This window comes from Brevundimonas sp., from assembly GCF_013912065.1.
In the GTDB taxonomy this organism is placed as follows: domain Bacteria; phylum Pseudomonadota; class Alphaproteobacteria; order Caulobacterales; family Caulobacteraceae; genus Brevundimonas.
Genome location: NZ_JACESA010000014.1, coordinates 1 through 25189 on the forward strand (window position 1 = coordinate 1; position 25189 = coordinate 25189).

Here is a 25189-nt window from a genome sequence, read left to right on the forward strand (position 1 = left end):
TGATGTTGGCGGCCATCTCTTCCATCGAGGCCGAGGCCTGTTCGGCGGCGGCGGCCTGTTCGGTCGCGCCCTGGCTCATCTGTTCCGACGTCGAAGACAGTTCCTGACTGCCCGCCGAGACATTGTCGGCGGCCGACAGCGCGTCGGAGACGACGCCGCGCAGGCGTTCGACCATCAGGTTGAGATCGCTCATCATGTCGCCGATTTCGTCCCGGCTCGTTATCACGACGGTCTTCGTCAGGTCCCCGTCCGCGACTGTGCGAATGGATTCGCTTGCGCGGTTCAGGCCCTTGCGAATGATCAGGGTGATCGCGACGCCGCCGGCGGTCGCGCACAACAGAGCGATTATGGCGACGCTAATCAGGCTGATGCGCGCTTCATCGAACACGGCCTTCGCCTCTTCGTCTGTTTGCGCCATCTTCGCCTTGTCGATCGAGACAATGGCCTGCGCGGCCTTCTCCATCGCGGACAGACTGACGCGCGCATCGTTCAGCATCAGCGACGTCGCGCCGGCCCTGTCGCGGCGCAGAGCCCGCTGATGGATCTCGGCGCTTATCGGCTTGTAATCCGACCAGGCCTTGGCCAGCGAAATCCATTCGGCCTTTGCTTGCGGCGACGCGGCCGCCTGCCCTTCGGCGAGCACTCGCTCCAGTCTCTCGCGCCCCTCGTCGACCTCGCTCGAGAAGGTCCGAATCTCCTCGGGGTTTGTGGTCAGCAACATGCCGCGCTCGCGTCGGACGATTGCGCTGAACTCGGCTTCTATGGTCTGGGCGCGGCTCAATTGGGCGGCCGGCCCCGAGATCACATCGTGGGTCGCGGCGTTCAAGGACGACAAATGGTTGAGGGACAGGGCGACGAGCACGCCGATCGCCGCGATCAGCAACCCGAAGGTCAGGATCAACTTGGCCTTGATGGTAAAACGCATAGCCTATCTCCCGAAGAGCCGATCAATGACGAGCGACGGACGCGACCTGCGAAAGGGCGTCCTGGTGCAAATTGAAGACAACCGATAGCCGAGACGGTCAGGGCGATCTGGGGACTGAGCGAGTCAACGACCATCGGATTCGGCTCTCGAAGGGCTCGCGACATCGCAAACCCCAGACCACACCCCCCGATAATCGTCTCGCCATCCCTCGCCCATATGTTCGGCGCACAGCAACACAACTTAGGCTCATCATTACTGGAGATAGTTAAACCGACTTCAAACGGTGAGTAAGGGATTCCACTTATCTATAAGCACCGATTATAACTAAGATTTTTTTGCATCGAGCTTAGCTCATGCCTCGCTAAGGATACACTTCTCGGTCGCTTTGAGGCTGAAATTGATCTCTACCCTGAACACATCTCCAGGTCGCCCTCACTAAAATCATGGAAACTCGCCCGAACCCTACATCGGGCTCTCAATCCCGATTCCATAAGGGGATGAAGCAGCGCGAGCCCACGTAAGACGCTTCTCCTCCTGGAGGGCGGCCGCGTGTCCGATCACGGGCTTGTCCTAGCCGAAAGGATTTCAGCGCCGCGCCAAACATTATCTCCCCGTTAACCATCCTCCCGGCATTTTCTGCCCAGTGATTTGCGGGAGCCTGTGGCGATGAACGGCGCGGAAGTTCTGGATGTGGGGCGCGACGCCATCTGGCTGACGATCCAGCTTTGCCTGCCGGTCCTGCTGGTCGGCCTTGTTGTCGGCGTGGTGATCGGCCTGTTCCAGGCCCTGACGCAGATCCAGGAACAGACCCTGATCTATGCGCCCAAGATCATCGCCATCTTCGTGTCCCTGCTGCTGTTCCTGCCGTTGATGGGCGCCCTGCTGGGCGGGTTCATGCGCCAGATCGCGGCCCGCATCGCGGGTATGTAACAGGTGGAGGCGTATGCCACCGCAGACCAGGTCTGGGCCGGCGGGCTGATCTTCGCCCGGATCGGGGCGATCCTGATGCTGATCCCCGGAATCGGCGAGGCCTATGTCTCGCCGCGCATCCGCCTGTCGCTGGCCCTGTTGATCAGCCTGGCCCTGTGGCCTGTCGTGCGCGCCGGCCTGCCCGGCCTGCCCGAGACCTTGGGCGGCATGGCCGGCTGGGTGATCCGCGAGGTGGCGACTGGCCTGATGATCGGCCTGCTGCTGCGGATGTTCATGACCTCCCTGACGACGGCGGGCGAGATCGTGTCGCTGCAGACCACCCTCAGCTTCGCCCAGACGGCCAATCCGCTGCAGGCCCAGCCTGGATCGACGGTGGCGTCCTTCCTGATGCTGTTCGGGGTGACGCTGATCTTCGCGACCGACACCCATCATCTGTTCATCGCGGGCATGGTGGGCTCCTATGATCTGATCGCTCCGGCTCGGCCCCTGATCATGAGCGATTTCACCGAAATGGCGGTGCGGACCCTGGGCGACAGTTTCCTGCTGGGGGTTCAATTATCGGCGCCGGTTCTGGTGTTCGCCCTGATCTTCAACCTGGCCTCGGGCCTGGTGGCGCGGGTCATGCCGTCGTTCCAGGTCTATTTCGCCGCCGCGCCCCTGAGCGTCATTCTGGGGCTGTCGATCTTCGCCCTGAGCCTGGGCGCCCTGGGCACCGTCTTCATCGACCGCTACCGCCGCCTCGCCGAGGTGTTCGCGGCCGGCGCCTTCGGGGGAGGCGCCGGTGGCTGAAGGCGCCGATCCCGAGTCAAAAACCGAAGAGGCGACCCCGCGAAAACTCGAGGAGGCGCGCAAGAAGGGCGACTCCGCCAAGTCGCCCGACGTCGCCCAGGTCCTGTCCCTGGCGGGTGCGGCGGCCGTCATCCTGACCAGCGGCGGGTGGTTCGCCTCGTCCATGGCCGAACAGTTGGCCCCCTTCATCGCCCAACCCCATCAGATGCTGGGGATGCTGGAAGGCGGCGGCGGGGTTCAGATCCTGGTCCGGGCCCTGTGGGCCATGACCCCGTTCCTGGGCGCTGTCATGCTGGCCACCATCATCGGCGGGGCGGGCGGCAACCTGGCCCAGTCCGGCCTGATCTTCACGGCGGAGAAGTTGAAGCCGAAATGGTCGGCCGTGAACCCGCTGGAAGGCTTCAAGCGGATCTTCGGCCCCGATGGCCTGGTGCAGTTCCTCAAGACCTTCCTGAAGCTGATCGCCGTCTTCGTCGTCTGCTGGATGGTGCTGAAGCCTCATGTCCGCGAGTTCGAGAACATGGTGGCCATGAGCCCCCTGGCGATCCTGCCGCTGGCGCGGGATATGGCTCTGGCCCTGTTCGTGGCGGCGATCATCCTGCTGGGCGCCACGGCGGGCGCCGACTTCATCTGGCAGAAGTTCCGCTTCGCCAAGCGGATGCGGATGACCAAGGAAGAGGTCAAGGAAGACTACAAGCAGTCCGAGGGCGACCCCCACGTCAAGGCCAAGCTGAAACAGATCCGCATGCAGCGCAGCCGACAGCGGATGATGGCGAACGTACCCAAGGCCACGGTGATCGTGACCAACCCGACCCACTATTCCGTGGCTCTGCGCTACGAGCCCGACCAGGGCGACGGGGCGCCGGTCTGCGTCGCCAAGGGCGTCGACGCCCTGGCCATGCGCATCCGGGAAGTAGCCAAGGAGCACAACGTGCCGATCATCGAGAACGTGCCCCTGGCCCGCGCCCTCTACGCCTCGGTCGAGGTGGACGCGGTCATTCCGAAGGAACATTTTGAAGCCGCCGCCAAGATCATCGGCTTCGTCTTCCAGTCCCGCAAACGTCGGTAAGAGCCCTGTAAGGCTTGCGGCCGGATTTGAGGTTATGATCAGTCCTCTGATTCGCGAGGCCGCATGACGCCCACCCGTCGCCGTTCGTTCGATATCCTGTCCGCCGCGACGGCCTTCGGCGTCGTCGTGGCCGTGGCGGCGTTGGCCTATCCGGCGTTCAAGACCAATCCGACCTCGGCGCCGGGCATGATCCTGATCATCACCGTCGGGCTGATCGCCCTGATCGGCCTGTTCGGGTTTCGCCGCGCTGAGACGGTCAAACCGTCCAGCGACGTCGCGGTGGACCTGCTCGACGCCATGGCCGAGCCGGCGGCCCTGGTGTGGGACACGGGCCAGGTCCTGGCCTTCAACGCCGCCTGGGCCCAGGCGGACGGCGCCACGACCGCCCTGCCGCGCGGCAAGTCGGCCCAGGCCCTGTACATGGCCTTCGCCCAGGCGCGCCGGGGAGAGCCGGGCCACGCCATCGTCCAGATCGGCGAGCGCGAGGCCGAGGTCGTCATCGGCCGTGCCGGCGACGACCGTTTCCTGATGCGGGTCGCGCCCGAGGCTGTCCTGCCCCTGGCCGCCCCTCCTGCCCCCACGACCAACGGCGCGGGCGCCGGTGAATCCCGCGCCATGGCCGCGGGCGCGCCTTTCGGCTCGGCCGTGATCGACGGCGACGACCTGTTCGCCGGCCGGGCCCAGGAGGCCAACACCGCCCTGGCGGTGCTGACCGGCCCCAACGCCGCGCGCGACGCCGCTTTCGGTCATCTGTTCGATCCCATCGGCGTGGCCGAGGCCCGGCTGAAGCTGGCTGCCGGATCTTCCGGCCCGATCGAGCTGGTCGCCCGCGCCCATCCCGACAAGATGCTTCATCTGTATGTGGCGCCCGAAGGCGGGCAGCAGCGCATCTGGCTGTTCGACGTCTCGGCGCAGAAGTCGATGGAGCTGCAGCTGTCCCAGGCCCAGAAGATGCAGGCCGTGGGCCAGCTGGCCGGGGGCGTGGCGCACGATTTCAACAATCTGCTGACCGCGATCCAGCTGCAGCTGTCGGGCCTGCTGGAACGGCATCCGGTCGGCGACCCCTCCTACGAGGGGCTGAACGAGATCCGCCAGACCGCAATCCGCGCCGCCGACCTGGTGCGTAAGCTGCTGGCCTTCTCGCGCAAGTCGACCGTGCGGCGCGAGCGGCTGGATCTGGGCGAACTGGTCGGCGAATTCGCCATACTGCTGCGCCGGCTGCTGCGCGAGGACGTGCGGCTGGAGACCGACTATGGCCGCGACCTGCCGGTGGTGCTGGCCGACAAGAGCCAGCTGGAAACCGCCGTCATGAACCTGGCCGTCAACGCCCGCGACGCCATGCGCGGCGTGGTCGAGCCAGGCGACGCGGTCGTGACCATCACCACCCGTCGTCTGACCGCCCAACAGGCCCGCGACCTGGGCTGGATCGACGCCCCCACCGACGAGGTCGCCCTGATCGAGGTGTCCGACACCGGCCCCGGCGTCCCGCCCGAACTGGTCGACAAGATCTTCGAACCCTTCTTCACCACCAAGGCGGTGAACGAAGGCACCGGCATGGGGCTGGCCACCGTCTACGGCATCGCACAGCAGGCCGGCGGCCATATCTCGGTCAGCAATATCGAGGGGCCGCACGGGATGAGCATGGGGGCGTCCTTCCGCATCTTCCTGCCGGCGGCGGGCGAGGCGGAACTGGCCGAGGTTCAGCCGGTCGAGGTCAAGGTCAAGGCGCCGCGCGACCTGTCGGGCGCCGGCCGCATCCTGTTCGTCGAGGACGAGGACGCCGTGCGCGGCATCGCCGCCCGCCTGCTGCGCCAACGCGGCTATGAGGTGATCGAGGCCGCCGACGGCGAGGAGGCCCTGATCCTGGCGGAAGAGCACGCGGGCCAGATCGACATGATGATCTCCGACGTCATCATGCCCGGCCTGGACGGCCCGTCGCTGCTGAAGAAGGCGCGCAAATACCTGGGCGACGCCCCGGTCATGTTCATCTCGGGCTATGCCGAAAGCGACTTCTCCGACCTGCTGCAGGACGAGGTCGGGGTGTCCTTCCTGCCCAAGCCGCTGGATATCAAGACCCTGGCGGAACGGGTGAAACAGGAACTGCACGCGGGCTGAGCCCTGCGACGATCAACAGGCTTGCCAGACGCGGCCGGGCGCCGACCAATGTCCTCCTGTTATGTTCCAAGAGGGGTTCCGCCATGATCGATCGTCGCCGACTGATGTTGTCCGTCGCCGGAGCGGGCCTGGCCTCGGCCTTGCCGGCCTTCGCCCGGACGCCCGAAGCCGATGCGCGACTGGACGCCCTGCTGACCGGCTGGTTCGACGAGGATATCGAGGACAGCCCCGAGAGCGCGACCAGCCTGGGCCTCGACAAGGGCGACAGGGCCGAGCTGTCCGGCCGCCTGTCTCAGCGTGGCCCGGCCGATGTGGCGCGCGACAAGGCCAGGGCGGTCGAGCGGTGGCGCGTCCTGCAAACCTTCCCCAAGGCCGAACTGAGCCCGGCGTCGCTGATCACCTATGAGATCGCTGCCTTCAACGCCGAAACCGGGGCCTCGGCGGCGCGGTTCGACTACGGCAATGTGGGCGGCGGCGGCCGCCAGGGCCCCTATGTCGTGACCCAGATGTCCGGCGCCTATTTCACCGTGCCGGACTTCCTGGAGAACCAGCACCGGATAGAGACGACGACCGACGCCGAAGCCTTCCTGGAGCGGGTCGAGGCCTTCGGCGACGTGCTGGACCAGGAAACCCAGCGGGTGCGGGCCGACGGCGACCGGGACATCGTCCTGTCGACGGTGCTGATGCAGAAGACGCTGGATCAGCTCAACGCCCTATCCCGCATGTCCGGCGCGGACATGGCCTTCGTCAAGGCTCTGGGCCGCAAGACGGCGGAGCGCGGAATCCCCGGCGACTGGAGCACCCGCGCCGCCGCACTGGTCGAGGAGAAGGTCAAACCGGCCCTGTCCCGTCAGGCCGAGACATTGAAGGCGCAACAGCCCAGGTCGTCCGAGGACGTGGGCCTCTGGCGCTTCCCGCAAGGCGACGCCCTCTACGCGCAGAACCTGAAGACCTATACGACCACCGACCTGTCGGGCGGCGAGATCCACCGGATGGGGCTGGAACAGGTGGCGGAGATCAGCGCCGAGATCGATGCGATCCTGAAGGCCCAGGGCATGACCCGGGGCACGGTCGGCGAACGGATCGCCGCCCTCAACGCCGATCCGGCCCAGCTCTGGCCCAACACCGACGCCGGCAAGATGGAATTGATCGCTTCGCTTAACGCCCAGGTCGAGGCGCTGCAGCCGTTGCTGCCGCGGATGTTCGGCCATCTGCCGAAGTCGAAGGTCGAGGTTCGCCGGGTGCCGCCGTCGATCGAGGTCGGAGCGCCGGGCGGGTACTACCAGGCGCCGACGCTGGATGGATCACGACCGGGCGCCTATTACATCAACCTGCGCGATACGGCGAACTGGCCGAAATTCTCGCTGCCGACCCTGACCTATCACGAGGCTTCGCCCGGCCACCATCTGCAGGTCGCCCTGGCGCGCGAGATGGACAGCCTGCCGATCTATCGCCGCGCCGGCGGATTCTCGGCCTTCAACGAGGGCTGGGCGCTCTATGCCGAAGGCGTCGCCGCCAACGACCTGGACGTCTATGCCGACGATCCGCTGGGCCGGGTCGGCTTCCTGGGGTCATACCTGTTCCGCGCCGTTCGTCTGGTGGTCGACACCGGTCTGCATCACGAGCGCTGGAGCCGTCAGCGGGCCATCGACTATATGGCCGCCTCCGGCGCCAAACCGGGCGACGCCTCGGCCAGCGAGATCGACCGCTATTGCGTCATGCCGGGCCAGGCCTGTTCCTACAAGATCGGCCACACCGTCATCGCGGGCCTGCGCCGCGAGGCCGAAGCCCGTCCCGGCTTCGACCTCAAGGCCTTCCACGACAAGGTCCTGGCCAACGGATCGGTCCCGCTGTCGGTGCTGCAGAAGATCATGACGGCCTGAAGCGCGCCGTCGTCGCCCGAGGTCAGGCGGCGCGGCGAAGGGCCGAGGGGCTCTTGACGTAGAGCCCCTTGCGGCCGCTGACGGGGCGGAAGGCGACGGTCTCGCCTTCCAGCTGTTCGTCGGCGCCGAGGAAGAGGCAACCGTCATCGACCAGGCGGCGTTCCAGCCCGTCCAGCACGCGGGCGCGACGCGTCGGCTCCATGTCGACGAGCACATTGCGGCAGAAGATGACGTCGAATCGGGCGTCGTCGGTCGGTTCGTCCAGCAGATTGGCCCGGCCGAAGCGGACGGCGGCGGCCAGTTCGTCGCGGACCCGCCAATTGTCCTCGACCGGCTCGAACCAGCGCAGCATGGTCCGGGCGGTCAGGCCGCGCTGGATCTCGAAACCGGTGTAGAGGCCCGATCGCGCCTTTTCGATCGCGCGCTGCGACAGGTCGGTGGCGACCAGGTCCACGGGGATGCCGATCTCCAGACCGGCCATGGCGACAGACCAGGCCTCCTGGCCCGTGGAGCAGCCGGCGGACCAGAGGCTGACCCGGCCGCCCGGCCTGACACGGCTCAGCGCCGGAAGCAGTTCCTTCTCCAGCACGGCGAAGGGGGAGCGGTCGCGGCGGAACCAGGTCTCGGCGTTCAACAGGGCCTCGATCACCGCCCAGCCAAGAGAGGCGACGGGATTGGCCCAGAGATTGGTCAACAGGGCCTCGACATTGGCATAGCCCTCGCGACGCGCGATCGGCCCCAGCCGGTGTTCGGCCAGATGGATGCGATCCCGCGTCAGCCGATAGCCGGCGCGGGTGGCCAAGAGTCCTTGGAGCCTATCGAAATCCTCGGGTGTCATGCCGCGATCGCCCCGACCTCCATCAGCTTGGATTGGAGGATCTCGCCGTCGAAGGGCTTCATCACATAGTCGTCGGCGCCGGCGGCGAGGGCCTCGGCGATCCGTTCGGGGCGGGTCTCGATGGTGCAGAACAGGATCTTGGGCTGGTCGCCGCCCGGCAGGGCGCGCAGGCGCCGCAACAAGGTCAGTCCGTCCATCACCGGCATGTTCCAGTCGATCAGCAGCATGTCCGGCATGGCGCCGGTGCAATAGGCTAGGGCCTCGGCGCCGTCGGCGGCCTCGTCGACCTCATAGCCCAGGCCCTCGACGATCCGGCGGGCCACCTTGCGGATGATCCGGCTATCGTCGACGATGAGACAGGTTTTGAAATCCAAGGCGGGCTCCCAGGCGCTGGACCTCCGGCAGAAGCCACGCGTCTACAGCATTCCCCGATTCCAGTTAACGAGTCGTTGGGAAACGCCTCACGCGGGCATTCGCGCGACCAGAACGACCCGACCGTCCTCGACTGTCACATTCAACGCGCCGCCCGCCTCGACGACGGTCAGCCACAGCCAGTAGGGCTGGATCCATTGTCCCGCCAACCCCTCGGTCAGCCGCTCTCCCGCCAGGCCCGTGACCGCCTCGGGTTTCAGCCGCGCGCGGGCGCCTTCGGCGAAACCCTCGATGAAAAGGTCACCGTTTTCAACGCGCGACTGCACCACCGCATTGCCGCCCATCGGCAGGGCGCCGACGGTCAGATAGGCCAGGTTGGTCAGGGCGCGGGCCTGGGGCTTGGAGAACTCGCCTTCTGCGATGCGCCAGTCCAGCGAGGCGCGCCCACCCTCCGTCATGCCGGTGACCAGACCCTGAAGCTCCCGGGCGGTGAACCGCTCGCTGGTGGTCGCCGCACCGAAGGCGACACGGGCGAAATGCACCAGAGAGACCATTTTCCGGGCGCTCTGTTCGATCAGGCCCATGGCGTCTTCACGCATGTCCTGGGCCGACGGATCCTTCAGAAGGTCCAGTCCCGACACGATGGCGCCAGACGGGCTGATGAAGTCGTGACAAAGCTTGGCGGCGATGAAAGTGGCCAGTTCGGCGCCGTCGACGGGGAGGTCCAGCGGGGCTTCGGCGGCGTCGGTCGGGGTCATGGAGGCCAGCATGCTTTCGTCGGCGTTCAGGTCACAGTTGGTGTCGCGCGCGAAGCTGACGTGATTTGCCGGTTCATGGAACCGCCGCAATAGTCTATCGAGCCCGCAATGACGACCTCCCCCTCAAAGAAACTGGCGCTGGACCTGAACTCCGGCGCCCTGTCCGTGGCCATCGCCGAGATCGCCGAAGACGCCGCGCGCGTGATCCTGCCCTACTGGCGCAATGACACAGCGGTCGAGACCAAGTCCGACGACAGTCCCGTCACCCAGGCCGATCGCGCCGCCGAGGCCCTGATCCTGGAACGGCTGGCCGCCCTCTACCCCGGCGTCCAGACGGTGGCCGAGGAAGCCGTGGCGGCGAACGGCGTTCCGGATTCGGCTGAGGACTGGTTCTGGCTGATCGACCCGCTGGACGGCACCAAGGGGTTCGTGCGCGGCGGCGAGGCCTTCACCGTCAATATCGCCCTCATGAACGCCGGCTATCCGGTAGCGGGCGTGGTCACTGCCCCGGCGACCGGGACCACCTGGCGCACCGACGTCCCCGGCGGCGGCGCCTTCCGTCGCCAGTTCGGTGAGCAGCAGGAGGGCGAGGCCCATTCCGGCGCAGAATGGCGGCCGATCAAGGTCCGCGACCGGCCGCAGGAGGGCATGGCCCTGCTGAGCCACAGCGTCACCGACGAGGAGGCCGCCCGCCTGGCCGCCCGCCACGGCTGCACCCGCTGGCAGGGCACCGATTCGTCGTTGAAATTCTGCCTGATCGCCGAGGGCCGGTTCGACGCCTATCCGCGCTCCGGCCCGACATCTGAATGGGACACGGCGGCGGGTCAGGCCGTGCTGGAGGCCGCCGGCGGCCGCGTCCTGGCCGACGACGGCCAGCGGCTGGCCTACGGCAAGCCGAAATTCCTGAACGGTCCCTTCGTGGCCATGGGCGGCTGACCCCTTCGGGGCGACGCCGGGATGAGGGGGAGGATTCTCTCCCTTCACCTTTCCGGCCTATATGAGGACCGAAGACCGGCGCACGCCGAGTTAGCGGACGATTCGATGGCCGAGCCCCTCTCCTTCCATTCGCCGAAAATCCACGGCTTCGTTCGCGTCGCAGCGGCCACCCCCGTCAGCCATGTCGGCGATCCGAAGGCGAACGCCGAGGAACACCTGGCCCTGATCCGTCAGGCGGGCGACCAGGGCGTCGACCTGATGGTCTTTCCGGAACTGTCGCTTTCGGCCTACGCTATCGACGACCTGCACATGCAGGCGGCCCTGCTGGACGAGGTCGAACGTCAGATCGCCGTCATCGCACAGGCGACGGCGGACAGCGATCTGGTGGCCGTGATCGGGGCGCCGATCCGCAACGGCGACGCCCTCTACAACTGCGCCGTAGTCATGGGCGCCGGCGAGATTCTGGGGGTCGTGCCCAAGACCTATCTGCCCAACTACCGGGAATATTACGAGAAACGCTGGTTCGCCCCGGCCACAGCTCGCAGCGAGGATGTGATCCAGCTGAACGGCGAGACGGTGGATTTCGCGCCGGGTCTGATCTTCGAGGCGGTCAACCGGCCCGGCTTCGTCTTCGCGGCCGAGATCTGCGAGGACTATTGGGCGCCCCTGCCCCCCTCGACCCGGGCGGCCCTGGCGGGGGCGCGCATCCTGCTGAACCTGTCGGCGTCCAACATCGTCATCGGCAAGGCCGACGAGCGCGCCATGCTGAGCGCCAGCCATTCGGCGCGGACCCTGTCGGCCTACGTCTTCACCGCATCGGGCTGGGGCGAGAGCACCACCGACCTGGCCTGGGACGGCCAGGCCACGGTCCATGAGTTGGGTTCTAAACTGGCCGAGGGCGAGCGGTTTTCGCTGGAAAGCCACCTGACGATCGCCGACATCGACGTGGACCGGATAGGCTTGGACCGGCTGAGGAACGGCACCTTCTCCGAATGCGCCCGCAACGAAGGCGAGGCCGCGACCATCGTGCCCTTCGCGGCGCGCGAGGACCACGAGGCCAGCGACCTGATCCGACCGCTGGACCGGTTCCCCTTCGTGCCTGACGATGCTGGACGGCTGGACCAGGACTGCTACGAGGCCTTCAACATCCAGGTTCAGGGCCTGATGCGCCGGATGACGGCGACGAACGGCGAGCGGCTGGTGATCGGAGTGTCGGGCGGGCTGGATTCGACCCAGGCCCTGCTGGTCGCCTGCCGCGCCTTCGACCGGCTGGACCTGCCCCGGACCAACATCCTGGCCTATACGATGCCGGGCTTCGCCACCTCGGACGGCACCAAGTCCAACGCCTGGGCCCTGATGAAGGCCCTGGGGGTGACGGGGGCCGAGATCGACATCCGCCCCGCCGCCGAACAGATGTTCAAGGACATCGGCCACGCCTACGCCGCCGGCGAGCCGGTGCACGACATCACCTTCGAGAATGTGCAGGCTGGACTGCGGACCGACTATCTGTTCCGGCTGGCCAACCAGAACCGGGCCTTCGTCCTGGGCACCGGCGACCTATCGGAACTGGCCCTAGGCTGGGCCACCTATGGCGTCGGCGACCATATGAGCCACTACAACGTCAACGGCGGGGTGGCGAAGACCCTGATCCGCCACCTGATCCGCTGGGTGGCCGAGCGCGAACTGGTCGGCGCCGAGGCGACCCCGACCCTGCACGCCATTCTGGACACCGAAATCTCGCCCGAACTGGTCCCGGCCAAGGACGGGGTGATCCAGTCGACCGAGGGGACGGTCGGCCCCTATGCGCTGAACGACTTCTTCCTGTTCTACATCAGCCGGTTCGGCCTGAAACCGTCCAAGGTCGCCTTCCTGGCGCACCAGGCCTGGGGCGATGCTGCGAGCGGCGACTGGCCCGTCGGCACGCCCGAGGCCGAAAAGGTCGAATACGACCTGGCGACCATCAAGGCCTGGCTGAGGAAGTTCCTTATCCGCTTCTTCCAGACCGCCCAGTTCAAACGCTCGGCCCTGCCGAACGGCCCCAAGGTAGTGACCGGCGGCTCGCTTTCGCCCCGCGGCGACTGGCGTGCGCCGTCGGACGGTTCGGCGCGGGTCTGGCTGGACGAACTGGACGCCAACGTCCCGGACTAGACGTCTCCTCCTCACAGAGTGGGGAGCAATCATGTCCGTTCTCCATCGGCCTCCCCCTTTCGTCATTCCGGGCGAAGGGCCGCTTGGCCCGTAGACCCGGAACCCAGCGGCGCCGAAGGCGAAATCTATCCGCCGCACCATGCTGAAACACCGAGTCCGCGACAGGTTCGCGCTCTCGCGCGCCGCTGGGTTCCGGGTCTACGCTGCGCTCCGCCCGGAATGACGAAAGGAAACAGGCGTGACCTCCCCGGTCGTCTTCGCGAGGCGGGAGCAGACCGTCAACACACACAAGGAGACAGCGCAAAAATCCCGCGTCTCCAGTGTGGATATTCGCCGACCAGAGCGCTAGAAGCTTCGCCATGACCGACGACGTGACCAAAGACTCCAACGGCAACATCCTGGCCGATGGCGACAGCGTGACCCTGATCAAGGACCTCAAGGTCAAGGGATCGGGCGGGGTGACCCTGAAACGCGGAACCCTGGTGAAGAATATCCGCCTGACCGGCGACACCGACGAGATCGAGGCCAATGTCGACAAGGTGCGCGGCCTGGTCCTGCGTGTCGAGTTCGTGAAGAAGGCTTAGCGCCCCCTCTTTCCAAGTGCGACATCAGCCGCCATCTAGCGGCGATGACCGACACCCTCGCCGCCCCCGCCTCGACCGCCACGCTTGGCAAGATTCCAGTGACCGTCCTGACCGGCTATCTCGGCGCGGGCAAGACCACCCTGCTGAACCGGATCCTGACCGAGGACCACGGCAAGCGCTACGCCGTCATCGTCAACGAGTTCGGCGAGATCGGCATCGACAACGATCTGGTGGTCGGCGCCGACGAGGACGTGTTCGAGATGAACAACGGCTGCGTCTGCTGCACGGTGCGCGGCGACCTGATCCGCGTGGTCGCCGGCCTGATGAAGCGCCAACGTCCCGGCAAGCCGGCCTTCGACGCCATCATCGTCGAGACCACGGGCCTGGCCGATCCCGGCCCGGTGGCCCAGACCTTCTTCGTCGACGAGGACGTCAAGGCCAAGACCCAGCTGGACAGCGTCACTACCCTGGTGGACGCCAAACACGTGATGGCCCGGCTGGACGACTCGAAAGAGGCGCGCGAACAGGTGGCCTTCGCCGACCGCATCATCCTGAACAAGGTCGATCTGGCGACCCCGGACGAACTGGACGCCGTCGAGGCCCGTCTGCGGGCGCTGAACCCCCTGGCCCCCATCGTGCGGGCCGAGCGATCGAACGTGCCGCTGGATCAGGTGCTGGGCCTGGGCGCCTTCGACCTGGATCGTATCCTGGAGGTCCAGCCGGACTTCGCCAACCCGCCGCACGGCGCGGACGGACATGTCCACGACGAACATTGCGGCCACGACCACCACGATCATGACCATGGGCACGACCACGGCCATGCTCACGATCATACGCATGGCGCGCGCGGTCACGCCCACCAGGACGACATCAAGGGAATCTCCCTGTCGCTGGACCGGCCGCTGGACGGCGCCAAATTCACCGCCTGGCTGGATCGGCTGCTTGGCGAACAGGGGCAGAACATCCTGCGCGCGAAGGGGATCATCGACGTTCAGGGCGAGAACCGCCGCCTGGTCTTCCAGGCCGTGCACATGATTCTGGAAGGCGACCTGCAACGCGAATGGGGCGCCGGCGAACGCCGCTGGAGCCGCGCGGTCTTTATTGGCCGCGACCTGGACGAGGCGGCGCTGAAGGCCGGGTTCGAGGCCTGCGCGGCATGACCGGCTGGATTGATCCGAGCCGGGAGGCCATGGCGGCGTTCCGCGACCTGCCGCCGGATCAACCCATCGCCATGATCAATCTGCTGCGCTTCCGCGACGACGCCGCCTATCCGGCCGATCATCCGGATGCGGACAAGGGTCGAACGGGCGCCCAGGCCTATGCCGCCTATGGCAAGGCCGCCGCGGCGCCCTTCGCCCGCTCTGGCGGCGATCAGGTCTGGCTTGGACGCCCCCAACTGACCTTGATCGGCCCGGCCGACGAGGCCTGGGACCTGGCCTTCATCGCCCGATACCCGACCGCCGCCGCCTTCGTCTCGATGTTGCAGGACCCGGAATATCGAGTAGCGGTCATTCACCGCCAGGCGGCGGTGGCGGATTCTCGCCTGATCCGCTGCGAACCGGTCGAAGCCGGCAAGGCGTTTGGCGAAGCCGGATAGTAAAAAAGGGCGGCTCCTTGCAGAGCCGCCCTTTTTCTCAGGACGTTTTTTCGAACAGCTTGTTCCAGCGGCGCTTGTCGCGGGCCTTCCAGGCGCCGCGGTGATAGGCGTCCGAGCCGATCAGGGGCACGACGGTGGTGGCCTCGGCGAAGACCATCTGTTCGTGCGTGGTCTGGACCTTGCCCCACGAAGCCGCCTCCTTCAGCGTCGAGGACGAGCAAGCGCCGTCGCGGACGTCGGCGACCGTGATCTGGACCGCATAGCGGTGCATCTCGGCCTCGACGCCCAGGATTTCGGCGCAGACCACCGTGTCCTGGGCGAAGTTCTTGGGCACGCCGCCGCCGACCATGAACAGGCCGGTAACGCCGGCGGCGATCTTGATGTCGGTCAGTTCGCGGAAGTCGGCGATGGCGTCCAGCATCAGATAGGCCTGGCCGGCGGCCGCGCGTTCCTTCTGATGCTTGACCAGGCCGAAACCAGCCGAGCTGTCGACGAAGGCCGGGCAGAAGATCGGGACGCCCTCTTCATAGGCGGTCTGGATCAGGGAACCGGGCTTTTTCGCATTCCCCTCGCTCAGCCACTTGCCCATCTCCCAGATGAATTCGCGGCTGGAATAGCCGCGCGGCTCCAGACGATTGGCGATCTCCAGGATGGTGTGGTCGCAGGCCTGGAGTTCTTCCTCGTCGATATAGGTGTCGTAGATCCGGTCGATGTAGTTTTCGCGCAGGACATTGTCGTCCACCTCGCCGGCCGCCTGGTAGTGTTTGAAGCCCAGGGCCTCGAAGAAATCCATGTCCACGATCGAGGCGCCGGTGGCGACGACGGCGTCGACCATGCCGAACTTCACCATGTCGCGGTAGACGTGCATGCAGCCGCCGGCCGAGGTCGAACCCGCCAGGATCAGCCAGGGCGAGCAGTCCTTGTCCTCAATGGCCATGGAGAAGATGTCGGCGGCGCGGGCGGTGTCGCGCGACGAGAAGCTCATTTTGCGCATCGAGTCGATGATCGGACGGGCGTCGAAGCTGGTGATGTCGACGTGTTCGACGACATCCTGCAGCAGTTGGGCCTTGGTGTTGGCCTGAACGGGTGCGTTCATTTCGGAGGTTTCCCTTGATTTGAGCGCCGTCGAGGGAAACGCCGACCCGCCGGACGGAGCGACGGCGGGTCGGAAATCTACTTGCTACGCCTGTAATGCTTCAGGTCCTTGAAAGGATCGAGCAGCGATGCAGCAAGCCTTGAATCTACGCCCTGAGCCGCAGGGGCACGGGTCCTGACGCCCGAGCTTTTCCAGCAGCTCCTTGTCGCCATGGACGACACGGTCGCCCGTCTTGACACGGGTTTCGCTGGGGAAAGCCTCTCCGGCGTTTGCTAGTGGGCTGGAAAGCTGAAGTCCTGGTCGCGCGTTCGCATGGTCGCCTCCATTGGCTTGGGTGGACGCGCGCCTTCTAGGGACGCGGGCCCACCCGTGCAAATGAAGTTTACCGCCGCGACTTCTTGCGTTGACCGGCCTTGCCCTTCGGGCGCGACAGACGCACGACCTTGCGGGCGTTCTCCTCGGCCGTGGTGCGCACGGTCGGGATGGAGCGCGGGGCGAGACCGTAGAGCGAGGCCATCGGAGCGTCCTCGACCGCGGCGATATCGTGTTCGCCGTAACCGTTGAAGCCCGTCGACATGGCGACGCCGTAAGCGCCGAGCATGCCGATTTCGATGAAATCGCCTTCGCGGATGTCGGCCGGCAGCCAGAACGGACCCGGCATATGGTCGATGGAATCGCAGGTCGGGCCGTAGAATTGAAACGCCTTAAGATCGCCCGACGCCTCGCCGTCCCGGACCAGCTTGGTCGGGAAGGGCCAGCGCGAGTGGGTCGCGTCAAACAGCGAGCCGTACGAGCCGTCGTTCAGATACAGGGCGTCGCCCTTGCGCAGATCGACGCGGGCCAGGATCGACGAAGATTCGGCGACCAGCGCCCGGCCGGGTTCGCACCACAGCTCGGTCGTTTCCGACACCGGCATCTCGTTGAAGCCGCGATGGATGGCGTCTGCGTATTCGCTCATGTCCGGCGGGACCATGCCCGGATAGACCGAGGGGAAGCCGCCGCCGACATCGACGATGTCCACGATGACGCCCGCACGGCTGATCGAACGGCCGACCTGAGCCATGGCGGCCTGGTAGGCGGTCGGGCGCATGCACTGGCTGCCGACATGGAAGCTGACGCCCATCAGACCATCCTTGACCGCCTGGCGCGTGGCCATAAGCAGGGCCGGGGCCTGGTCAGTCGAGACGCCGAACTTGCCCGAAAGCGTATAGGCGGCGCCATCGGCCGAAACCGCCATGCGCACGATCAGATTCAGGTCGTCCGCGCCGCCGGTGGCGTCGAGGATCTTGTTCAGCTCATCCTCGCAGTCGAGCGAGAAGGTGCGAACGCCGTGTTCGAAATAGGCCTTGGTGATCGCAGACCGGCTCTTGACCGGGTGCATGAAGGCCAGGCGAACGTCATGGCTGACCGAACGAACGAGTTCGATCTCGGCGATGGACGCCACGTCGAAGCCGCGAACCCCGGCCTCGATCAGGGTCTCGACGACCCAACGCGACGGGTTCGCCTTCACCGCATAGAAGACGTCGGCCTTTAGATTATCCTGGAACCAGCGCGCCGCTACGGAAACCGAACGCGGTCGCACGAGGGCGACGGGACGTTCAGGGGACCGCTCACGGACCAGGTCCAGGGGAAACTGGTACGTGCGCAATTCACGTAACCCCCTGCTAATTGTTAAACCCAGACCGGCGTTAGCAGCGCTTAACGGTTAGACCACGGGGTCCGCCGGAAGGCGCGATATGGGGGCATCGAACTGTCATGTAAAGGGGTTTTTTCGTGGCAGGGCCTGGATTTGACTGTCACAAATCCGCGGGGACGCCTGTGGACAACCTCCAGCGGGCAACCTTGGCCGTTCTGCGCCGTTCCTTGACAGGAGGTCCGCATGAATCGGTGGCTGTTTTTCTGGCGCAAGCTAGCACGCCAACTTTGGGTGAAAGCGACGGCCTATGCCGGCGTAGGCGTCGCGGCGTCGCTGTTGGCCGCAGCCCTGGCGCCCTGGGTGCCGGACGACATGGCCGAGCGATTGGGCGGCGAGTCGGTCGAATCCATCCTGACGATCCTGGCCTCCAGCCTTCTGGGGGTCGCGACCTTTTCGGTCGGCGCCATGGTCACCGCCTATACTTCCGTTTCGACGGCGGCCAGCCCGCGCGTGGCCGCCCTGGTGACGACTGACGAGGAGACCCAGAAGGCGCTGGCGACCTTCGTCGGCGCCTTTCTCTACGCCATCGTCTCGGTGACGGCGATCAACGCCCACTATTACGGTCAAAGCGGCCGAGCCATACTGTTTCTGGTCAGCCTGGCCATGGTCGGACTGGTGGCCTATCGGCTGCTGGCCTGGATCAATCGGCTGTCCAGTCTGGCCCGCGTGGGCCACACCATAGATCTGGTGGAGGCGCGTGCGCTGGAGGCGCTGGAAATGCGTCGCGATTCTCCGTTTTTCGGCGGCCGGTCGGGGCGGCTGGAGCGGGGCGCAGAGGTTACGGCCAAGGCGACCGGCTATGTCCAGAACGTTGATCCCGAACGTCTGCAAGCCGTGGCCAAAGCCCGCGATTGCCACGTCGAGGTGGTCGCGGTGCCGGGCGCCTTCGTCCGGCGCGGCAGCATCCTGGCGCGCATCAGCCTGGCCGCGTGCGACGACGAGGCGCAGGCCGATTTCCATTCCGCCTTCACCCTGGGTGACTCGCGATCCTTCGATCAGGACCCCCGTTTCGGCCTGATCGTGCTGGGCGAGATCGCCGCAAAGGCCCTGTCGCCGGGCGTGAATGATCCCGGCACCGCCATCCAGGTGACGGGAACCGGGGTGCGTCTGCTCGACGCCTGGGTCCAGGACGGCGCCAAGGACCGGGATCAGCCCCTGCGCGACCGGGTGATGGGGCCGGCGATCGAGCATGAGGATCTGCTGGAAGACGTCTTCGGTCCCATCGCCCGGTACGGGGCGGGCGATCTGGTGGTCGCGCTGAGGCTGCAGAAGGCCCTGAAGACCCTGGCGACGACGCCCGCCCTGGCGCCCGCCGCCACGGCCCTCGCGCGGGAGGCGCTGGAACGGTCGCGCATCGCCCTGCCGATCACCGCCGACGTACGGCGGGTCGAGGAGGCGGCCCTGTCGAGCTGACGGATCGGGGTCTGGACGAGATTGCGCACGACGTGCGATTAAGGACTTGCCCAAACGCTCCTGTCGCGTCATGCGGCGCCGTTCGCCACAGCCTCCCAGCGAGTTCATGAGTTCATCCGCAGCCGCCGTCGCCCCCGGGCTTGTCCTGGCGCGCGATGTGTCGAAGACCTTCGGATCGCGAAAGGCGCTGGACGGCGTCTCGATTTCCGTCGACTCGGGCGAGATGGTCGCCTTGATCGGCCCGTCCGGGTCCGGCAAGTCGACCCTGCTGCGTTCCATCACCGGCCTGCAGTCGATCGACGCCGGCAAGGGCGTGATCACCGTCTTCGGCGAGACGGTGCAGAAGGACGGGCGGGTCACCGGCGCCGTGCGCAAGGCGCGCGGCAAGCTGGGCATGATCTTTCAGCAGTTCAACCTGGTCGGCCGCCTCAGCCTGTTCGCCAATGTCATGCTGGGCGCCCTGGGGCGTCTGCCGGTCTGGCGGGGTCTGCTGGGCCTGTGGCCCCAGGCCGACAAGGACCGGGCCATGGCGGCCCTGCACCGGGTCGGAGTCAGCGACTACGCCGGGCAGCGCGCCAATACGCTTTCGGGCGGCCAGCAGCAGCGGGGCGCCATCGCCCGCGCCATCGTGCAGGGCGCCCAGGCCATCCTGGCCGACGAGCCGGTCGCCTCGCTAGACCCCGTGTCGGCCCGTAAGGTGATGGAGCTGCTGGTCGAGCTGAACAGGCGCGACGGCATGGGGGTGATCGTCACCCTGCACCAGGTCGACTACGCCATCCGCTACTGCGACCGCGTCATCGCCCTGCAGGGCGGCAAAATCGTCTATGACGGTCCCGCCACGGGCCTGGATCAACAGCGCCTGATCGAAATCTACGGTCCTGAATTCGAGGACGCGTTCTGGGAGACCAAGGCATGAGCCCTTCCCGTACCCCCCTTTCCCTCAAGGGCTCGGTCCGTCGCCTGTTCGTGGCCGCCGGCGCCGCCGTCCTGATGCTTGGCGTCGCCTCGTGCGGCGGCGGTGACGACAAGAAGACCACCGGCGCCATGCCGTCGGAACTGACCTTCTCGATCCTGTCGGCGGAAGGCCAGGCCTCGTCCGGGCCGCTGTGGCAGCCGTTGCTGGACGACATGTCCGAAGCCATCGGCATTCCGGTGAAACCCTTTTTCGCCGGCAACTATAATGTCCTGATCGAGGCCATGCGCTTCAACCAGACCCAGGTGGCCTGGTTCTCGGCCAAGCCGGCGCTGGAAGCCGTCGATCGCGCCCAGGGCGAGGTCATCGCCCGCATCGTCGATCCCGAAGGCCGCGACAGCTACACCTCGACCCTGATCGTGCAGAAGGGCTCGGGCATCACGCTGGACAAGGTGCTGGCTTGCGGCAAGCAGTACGACTTCGGCATCGGCGACGCCCAGTCGACCTCGGGCACCCTGGCCCCCCTGACCTTCCTGTTCAATCCGCGCGGCATCGTGCCGAACCAGTGTTTCAAGACGGTGCGCTCGGCCAGCCACCAGGCCAACGCCTTCGCCGTCGCGACGGGCGTGGTCGACATCGCCACCTCCAACTCGGTCAACACGGTCTTCATGCGCCGCGAAAACCCGCAGCTGGCCGCCCAGATCGAGGACATCTGGGTTTCGCCGCCGATTCCGGAATCCGGCATCGTCATCCGTGAGGATCTGGATCCGGTCCTGAAGGAGAAGCTGCGCAGCTTCTTCCTGACCTATGGCCAGGGCCAGGGGCCGGAAGCCGATCGCCAGCGCCAGGTGCTGGCCGGGCTGAACTATTCGATGTTCCGCGCCGCCGATGATTCCTATCTCGATCCGGTGCGCGAGATGGTCGCCGACCAGAAGCTGAACGAGGCCAAGGCCAAGAACGACCAGGCCGGGGTCGCCGCCGCCGAACGCGATCTGGCCGCCCTGCGCGCCAAGCGCGAGGTCCAGCCTTGAGCGACGTCACCGCAGACATGGCGGCCCAGGGCGGCGTCGCCCCTGGCGCAGTGCCGGGCGCCATCCCCGCAGCGCCCACCAAGTCCCTGTCCTCGACCCTGTTCGACATCATGCTGTGGGGCGGACTGGCGATCATCCTGATCGCCAGCTTCGGCAAGGTCGACATGCAGAATATCGGCCGGCTGTTCTCGGGCTCGTCGAACATCTCGACCTATGGCGCCGATCTGCTTCGGCCCGATTGGGGCGCCATCTTCCCCGCCGGCGACTTCTGGACCTCCTTCACCCACGTCTTCACCCAGCCGACGACCAGCCTGGCCGGTCAGATGTGGCTGACAGTGCAGATCGCCCTGTGGGGCACTTTCCTGGCCGTCTTCCTGGCCTTGCCGCTCAGCCTGATGGCGTCGCGTAACATCGCGCCGGGCTGGATGGTGTTCGTCGTACGCCGGTTCATGGACCTGCTGCGCTCGATCCCGGACCTGGTCATCGCCACCCTGTTCATCGTCGCCGTGGGCCTGGGTCCGCTCGCCGGGGTGCTGGCCCTGGCGCTGAACACCGGCGGCGTCCTGGCCAAGCTGTTTTCCGAAGCGGTCGAGTCGATCGACAAGGGGCCGGTCGAAGGGGTGCGCGCCACCGGCGCCGGCAAGCTGCACGAAATCGTCTGGGGCGTCTTCCCCCAGGTGGCGCCCTTGTGGACCTCCTTCGCCCTCTATCGGTTCGAATCCAACAGCCGCGCGGCCACCGTGCTGGGCCTGATCGGCGCCGGCGGCATCGGGCAGACCCTGTTCGAAAGCATCCAGGCCTTCGACTACAGCCGGGTCGCCGCCATCGCCATCGTCATCGTGGTCGCCGTGACCTTGATCGACACCCTGTCTCAGGTCATGCGCAAGCGGCTGCTGTAGATGATTTCGGCCTTTCGGCTGCCTCTTCCGGCTGTCACAGCGCCTTAAAAACCTTCACACTCGTCTGATCTAAACGTCGTGAAATCGATGCTCAGGGAGAGCTCAGAATGATCCGTGCACTGAAACTCGCGACTTCGGCCGCGGCCCTGCTGGCCCTAGCGGCCTGCGGAGACGGCGGCGGAAGCTCGAGCGCCCGGTCGGGCATCTGGGCGGCGGGCTCCTCTACTGTCTTCCCCTTCGCCACGCGCGTGGCCGAAAACTTCGCCCGCACCTCGGGCGGCGCCGCGCCACGCGTCGAGTCTCTGGGCACCGGCGGCGGCATCCAGGCCTTCTGCCAGGGTGTGGGACCGACCACCCCGGACATCGCCAACGCCTCGCGCCAGATGAAGGCGTCCGAGTTCGACCTGTGCCAGAAGAACGGCGTCACCGACATCGTAGAGATCAAGATCGGCTTCGACGGCATCGTCATCGCCACGGCGCGCAACGGCAACAGCTTCAACTTCGAGCTGAACGATCTGTACGAAGGCCTGGCCAAGGAAGTCCCCGGGCCGAACGGCGAATTCATCGCCAACCCGGCCAAGACCTGGAACCAGGTCAACAGCGGCCTGCCGAACCAGCGGATCCAAGTCTATGGCCCGCCCCCCACCTCGGGCACGCGCGACGCCTTCCTGGAGCTGGGCATGACGCCGGGCGCCAAGCTGGTGCCTGCCGTGGCGGCGGTGGCGGAGTCGGACGAAGATCGTTTCGAAGCCCTGGCCCACACCCTGCGTGAAGACGGCGCCTGGATCGACTCGGGCGAGAATGACAACGCCATCGTCCAGACCCTGAGCCGTACGCCGGGCTCGCTGGGCGTGTTCGGCTTTTCCTTCCTGGAACAGAACCTGGACACCGTGAAGCCCGAGACCATCGACGGCGTCGCACCCAATGCGGACACCATCGCCAGCGGCGAATACCCGCTGTCGCGCAGCCTCTACATCTATGTGAAGAAGGCCCATATCGGCGTGATCCCGGGCCTGCAGCAGTTCGTGCAGGAATTTCTGTCCGAAGGCGCCGCCGGCAAGGGCGGCTATCTGGCCGACCGTGGCCTGATCCCTTTGCCGGAAGATCAGCTTCAGGCCCAGCGCGCCGTCGCCACGGCGATGACGCCGATGCAGCGTCCGCAATAACAACGCTCTTCCGGATACTCCCGCCCCTTTCCACGGCCGATCCGTCGGTTATGATGGGGGCGGGATAGCAATCAGGAAAACCCTATGACTTCTCAGCCCGCGCGTTTGCGCAAGGCCGTGCTGCCTGTCGCCGGCCTCGGAACCCGTGTCCTCCCCGGCACGAAGACCACGCCGAAGGAACTGCTGAACGTCGTTGATCGGCCGATCCTGTCTTACATCGTCGAAGAGGCCCGCGAGGCCGGGATCGAGCATATCGTCTTCGTCACCGGCCGGTCCAAAGGCGCGATCGAGGACTATTTCGATCACCAGATCGAGCTGGAAAGCCAGCTGGAGGCCAAGGGCAAGACCGAGATTCTCGACCAGTTGCGGGCTGAGCTGCCGAACGCCGGCGAGATGAGCTTCACTCGCCAGATGTCGCCCAAGGGCCTGGGCCACGCCGTCTGGTGCGCCCGCGACATCATCGGGCATGAACCCTTCGCCGTGCTGCTGCCCGACGTCATCGTCGACAGCCGGCCGGGCGCGCTGAAACAGCTGATCGACGCCTATAACGAGGTCGGCGGCAATCTGATCGGCGTCGAGGCCGTGCCCGAGAGCGAGACCCACAAATACGGCATCGTCGATCCCTCGGCGCGCGACGGCCGTCGCATCACCATGAAAGGCATGATCGAAAAGCCGGCCAAGGGCACGGCGCCGTCGAACCTGTCGATCTCGGGCCGCTATATCCTGCAGCCGGAAATCTTCGATCTGCTGGCCACTCAGGAACGGGGCGCCGGCAACGAGATCCAGCTGACCGACGCCATGGCCCGACTGATGGCCGACCAGTTGTTCACCGCCGTCGAATACGAGGGCGTGACCCACGACTGCGGCGACAAGATCGGCCTGCTGAAGGCCAATGTCGCCCTGGCCCTGAAACGCCCCGACCTAGGCGAGGCCGCGCGCGCGGCGGTGACGGCCCTGCTGTAAATACGGCGAGTTTTCTCCCTCCCCCGCGGGGGGGGAGGGGCGTCGCGTCAGCGACGGGGTGGGGGCGGCAAGGCGACGTCGCACGGATCTTGTTTCAGTGATGGGGCGCCCGGCCGTTCCCACCCGGCTTCGGCTACGCCTTCGCCCCCCTCCCCCGCAGGGGGGAGGGAGAAGCGTTGAGCCTGTGGCCGACCCCTGCTAACCCTCCGCGGAAATCATCAGGAGACGAACCATGGCCACTTCCGAAGGCTGGGACATGCCGACCGGCGACCTCATGAAGGGCAAGAAGGGCCTGATCATGGGTGTGGCGAACTCAAGCTCCATCGCCTGGGGCATCGCCTCGCAACTGGCGGCGCAGGGCGCCGAACTGGCCTTCACCTATCTGGGCGAAAGCCTGGAACGACGCGTGCGCCCGTTGGCCGAAAGCGTCGGCGCCAAGCTGCTGATCCCCGCCGACGTCACCGACGACGCCTCGATGGACGCCGCCTTCGCCGAGCTGGAAAAGACCTTCGGCACGATCGACTTCGTCGTCCACTCGGTGGCCTTCGCCAACAAGGACGAGTTGAAGGGTTCGTTCGTCGACAACACCACCCGCGACAGCTTCCTGCTGGCCCTGAACATCTCGGCCTTCAGCTTCGTGGACGTGTCCAAGCGCGCCGCCAAACTGATGCCGAACGGCGGCAGCCTCATCACCCTGACCTATCTGGGGTCCGAGCGGGTCATCCCGAACTACAACACCATGGGCGTGGCCAAGGCGGCGCTGGAGGCCGCGACCCGCTATATCGCCCGCGATCTGGGGCCGAAGAACATCCGCGTCAACGCCATCTCGGCCGGGGCCATGCGGACCCTGTCGCTGGCCGGTATCTCGGGCGGCCGGGGCCTGCACTCCAAGAGCGCCCAGTTCTCGCTGATCAAGGAAGAGACCTCGATGGAGGGCGTCGCCGGCGCGGCCCTGTGGCTGTGCTCTAACCTGGGTCGCTCGACCACGGGCGAGGTCGTCCACGTCGACGCGGGCTTCCACGCCGTGGGCCTGCCGGAAGACATCGAAGGCTGATGCGGCGCGCGGCC

24 protein-coding genes are annotated in these 25189 nt (G+C 66.4%); 17 read left to right on the plus strand and 7 right to left on the minus strand.

Features of this window, described 5'->3' with window-relative positions; all coding sequences use genetic code 11:
* Positions 1–925 (minus strand): methyl-accepting chemotaxis protein (locus H2037_RS12420; RefSeq protein WP_292122411.1); only part of this gene is annotated, 925 nt, incomplete at its 3' end.
* Positions 926–1591: 666 nt separating this feature from the next.
* Here H2037_RS12420 and fliQ point away from each other — a divergent pair.
* The 5 genes from fliQ (at position 1592) to H2037_RS12445 (ending at position 7711) form a co-directional block, all read left to right on the plus strand.
* Positions 1592–1855 carry a flagellar biosynthesis protein FliQ gene (fliQ, locus tag H2037_RS12425; RefSeq protein ID WP_008258892.1) on the plus strand — a complete coding sequence of 88 codons (264 nt, stop codon included), beginning with the start codon at positions 1592–1594 and terminating at the stop codon, positions 1853–1855.
* A gap of 3 nt (positions 1856–1858) precedes the next feature.
* Positions 1859–2644 carry a flagellar biosynthetic protein FliR gene (gene fliR / locus H2037_RS12430; protein WP_292122415.1) on the plus strand — a complete coding sequence of 262 codons (786 nt, stop codon included), beginning with the start codon at positions 1859–1861 and terminating at the stop codon, positions 2642–2644.
* The gene (gene flhB / locus H2037_RS12435; RefSeq protein ID WP_292122417.1) at positions 2637–3713 is read left to right on the plus strand and encodes a flagellar biosynthesis protein FlhB; all 1077 of its coding nucleotides are present in this window, start codon (positions 2637–2639) and stop codon (positions 3711–3713) included. Before fliR ends, flhB begins: the two co-directional genes overlap by 8 nt.
* A gap of 63 nt (positions 3714–3776) precedes the next feature.
* Positions 3777–5828: a cell cycle histidine kinase CckA gene (gene cckA, locus H2037_RS12440; protein ID WP_292122422.1), complete on the plus strand. Its 2052-nt coding sequence runs from the start codon at positions 3777–3779 to the stop codon at positions 5826–5828.
* 83 nt (positions 5829–5911) lie between these two features.
* Positions 5912–7711: a DUF885 family protein gene (locus tag H2037_RS12445; RefSeq protein WP_292122425.1), complete on the plus strand. Its 1800-nt coding sequence runs from the start codon at positions 5912–5914 to the stop codon at positions 7709–7711.
* A 22-nt stretch (positions 7712–7733) separates the two neighbouring features.
* Here H2037_RS12445 and H2037_RS12450 read toward each other — a convergent pair whose 3' ends face one another.
* The 3 genes from H2037_RS12450 to chpT form a co-directional block, all read right to left on the minus strand.
* Complete coding sequence (locus tag H2037_RS12450; protein WP_292122428.1) at positions 7734–8513, minus strand: protein-glutamate O-methyltransferase CheR; 780 nt, start codon at positions 8511–8513, stop codon at positions 7734–7736.
* 32 nt (positions 8514–8545) lie between these two features.
* Entirely contained in the window at positions 8546–8923 is a 378-nt protein-coding gene (locus H2037_RS12455; RefSeq protein ID WP_292122430.1) for a response regulator, read from the minus strand.
* 87 nt (positions 8924–9010) lie between these two features.
* Complete coding sequence (gene chpT, locus H2037_RS12460) at positions 9011–9769, minus strand: histidine phosphotransferase ChpT (RefSeq protein WP_292122433.1); 759 nt, start codon at positions 9767–9769, stop codon at positions 9011–9013.
* A gap of 18 nt (positions 9770–9787) precedes the next feature.
* Here chpT and cysQ point away from each other — a divergent pair, with 18 nt between their 5' ends.
* From cysQ to H2037_RS12485, 5 genes are all read left to right on the plus strand, one after another.
* Positions 9788–10615 (plus strand): 3'(2'),5'-bisphosphate nucleotidase CysQ, encoded by an 828-nt coding sequence (gene cysQ, locus H2037_RS12465; protein WP_292122436.1) that lies wholly within the window; start codon positions 9788–9790, stop codon positions 10613–10615.
* A gap of 105 nt (positions 10616–10720) precedes the next feature.
* A complete protein-coding gene (locus tag H2037_RS12470) occupies positions 10721–12763 on the plus strand; it encodes an NAD(+) synthase (RefSeq protein ID WP_292122438.1) in 2043 nt (680 codons plus the stop codon).
* A gap of 359 nt (positions 12764–13122) precedes the next feature.
* Entirely contained in the window at positions 13123–13347 is a 225-nt protein-coding gene (locus tag H2037_RS12475; protein ID WP_159846931.1) for an alkylphosphonate utilization protein, read from the plus strand.
* A gap of 44 nt (positions 13348–13391) precedes the next feature.
* Complete coding sequence (locus tag H2037_RS12480) at positions 13392–14507, plus strand: GTP-binding protein (RefSeq protein ID WP_292122444.1); 1116 nt, start codon at positions 13392–13394, stop codon at positions 14505–14507.
* Complete coding sequence (locus H2037_RS12485) at positions 14504–14944, plus strand: DUF1330 domain-containing protein (RefSeq protein ID WP_292122447.1); 441 nt, start codon at positions 14504–14506, stop codon at positions 14942–14944. Before H2037_RS12480 ends, H2037_RS12485 begins: the two co-directional genes overlap by 4 nt.
* Before the next feature lie 37 nt (positions 14945–14981).
* On the opposite strand, the gene H2037_RS12490 is transcribed toward H2037_RS12485, so the two are convergent.
* From H2037_RS12490 to H2037_RS12495, 3 genes are all read right to left on the minus strand, one after another.
* Entirely contained in the window at positions 14982–16040 is a 1059-nt protein-coding gene (locus H2037_RS12490) for a deoxyhypusine synthase (RefSeq protein ID WP_292122449.1), read from the minus strand.
* 84 nt (positions 16041–16124) lie between these two features.
* Positions 16125–16415, minus strand: coding sequence for an SEC-C metal-binding domain-containing protein (locus H2037_RS17435; protein WP_365833732.1), 291 nt, complete (start codon positions 16413–16415; stop codon positions 16125–16127).
* A gap of 7 nt (positions 16416–16422) precedes the next feature.
* On the minus strand, positions 16423–17688 hold the full coding sequence (locus H2037_RS12495; RefSeq protein WP_292122452.1) for a type III PLP-dependent enzyme: 1266 nt from the start codon (positions 17686–17688) through the stop codon (positions 16423–16425).
* A 231-nt stretch (positions 17689–17919) separates the two neighbouring features.
* On the opposite strand from H2037_RS12495, the gene H2037_RS12500 reads away from it, so the two are divergent.
* The 7 genes from H2037_RS12500 (at position 17920) to H2037_RS12530 (ending at position 25175) form a co-directional block, all read left to right on the plus strand.
* The gene (locus H2037_RS12500; protein WP_292122455.1) at positions 17920–19149 is read left to right on the plus strand and encodes a DUF2254 domain-containing protein; all 1230 of its coding nucleotides are present in this window, start codon (positions 17920–17922) and stop codon (positions 19147–19149) included.
* Positions 19150–19255: 106 nt separating this feature from the next.
* Entirely contained in the window at positions 19256–20065 is an 810-nt protein-coding gene (gene phnC, locus H2037_RS12505) for a phosphonate ABC transporter ATP-binding protein (protein ID WP_292122457.1), read from the plus strand.
* Positions 20062–21093, plus strand: a complete 1032-nt coding sequence (gene phnD, locus H2037_RS12510; protein ID WP_292122460.1) for a phosphate/phosphite/phosphonate ABC transporter substrate-binding protein — start codon at positions 20062–20064, stop codon at positions 21091–21093. Before phnC ends, phnD begins: the two co-directional genes overlap by 4 nt.
* Positions 21090–21992, plus strand: coding sequence for a phosphonate ABC transporter, permease protein PhnE (gene phnE, locus H2037_RS12515; RefSeq protein WP_292122462.1), 903 nt, complete (start codon positions 21090–21092; stop codon positions 21990–21992). Before phnD ends, phnE begins: the two co-directional genes overlap by 4 nt.
* A gap of 107 nt (positions 21993–22099) precedes the next feature.
* Positions 22100–23158 (plus strand): substrate-binding domain-containing protein, encoded by a 1059-nt coding sequence (locus H2037_RS12520; protein ID WP_292122464.1) that lies wholly within the window; start codon positions 22100–22102, stop codon positions 23156–23158.
* An 84-nt stretch (positions 23159–23242) separates the two neighbouring features.
* Positions 23243–24121: a UTP--glucose-1-phosphate uridylyltransferase GalU gene (galU, locus tag H2037_RS12525; protein ID WP_292122466.1), complete on the plus strand. Its 879-nt coding sequence runs from the start codon at positions 23243–23245 to the stop codon at positions 24119–24121.
* A gap of 256 nt (positions 24122–24377) precedes the next feature.
* Positions 24378–25175 (plus strand): enoyl-ACP reductase, encoded by a 798-nt coding sequence (locus tag H2037_RS12530; RefSeq protein ID WP_292122661.1) that lies wholly within the window; start codon positions 24378–24380, stop codon positions 25173–25175.
* The last annotated feature ends 14 nt before the right edge of the window (positions 25176–25189 follow it).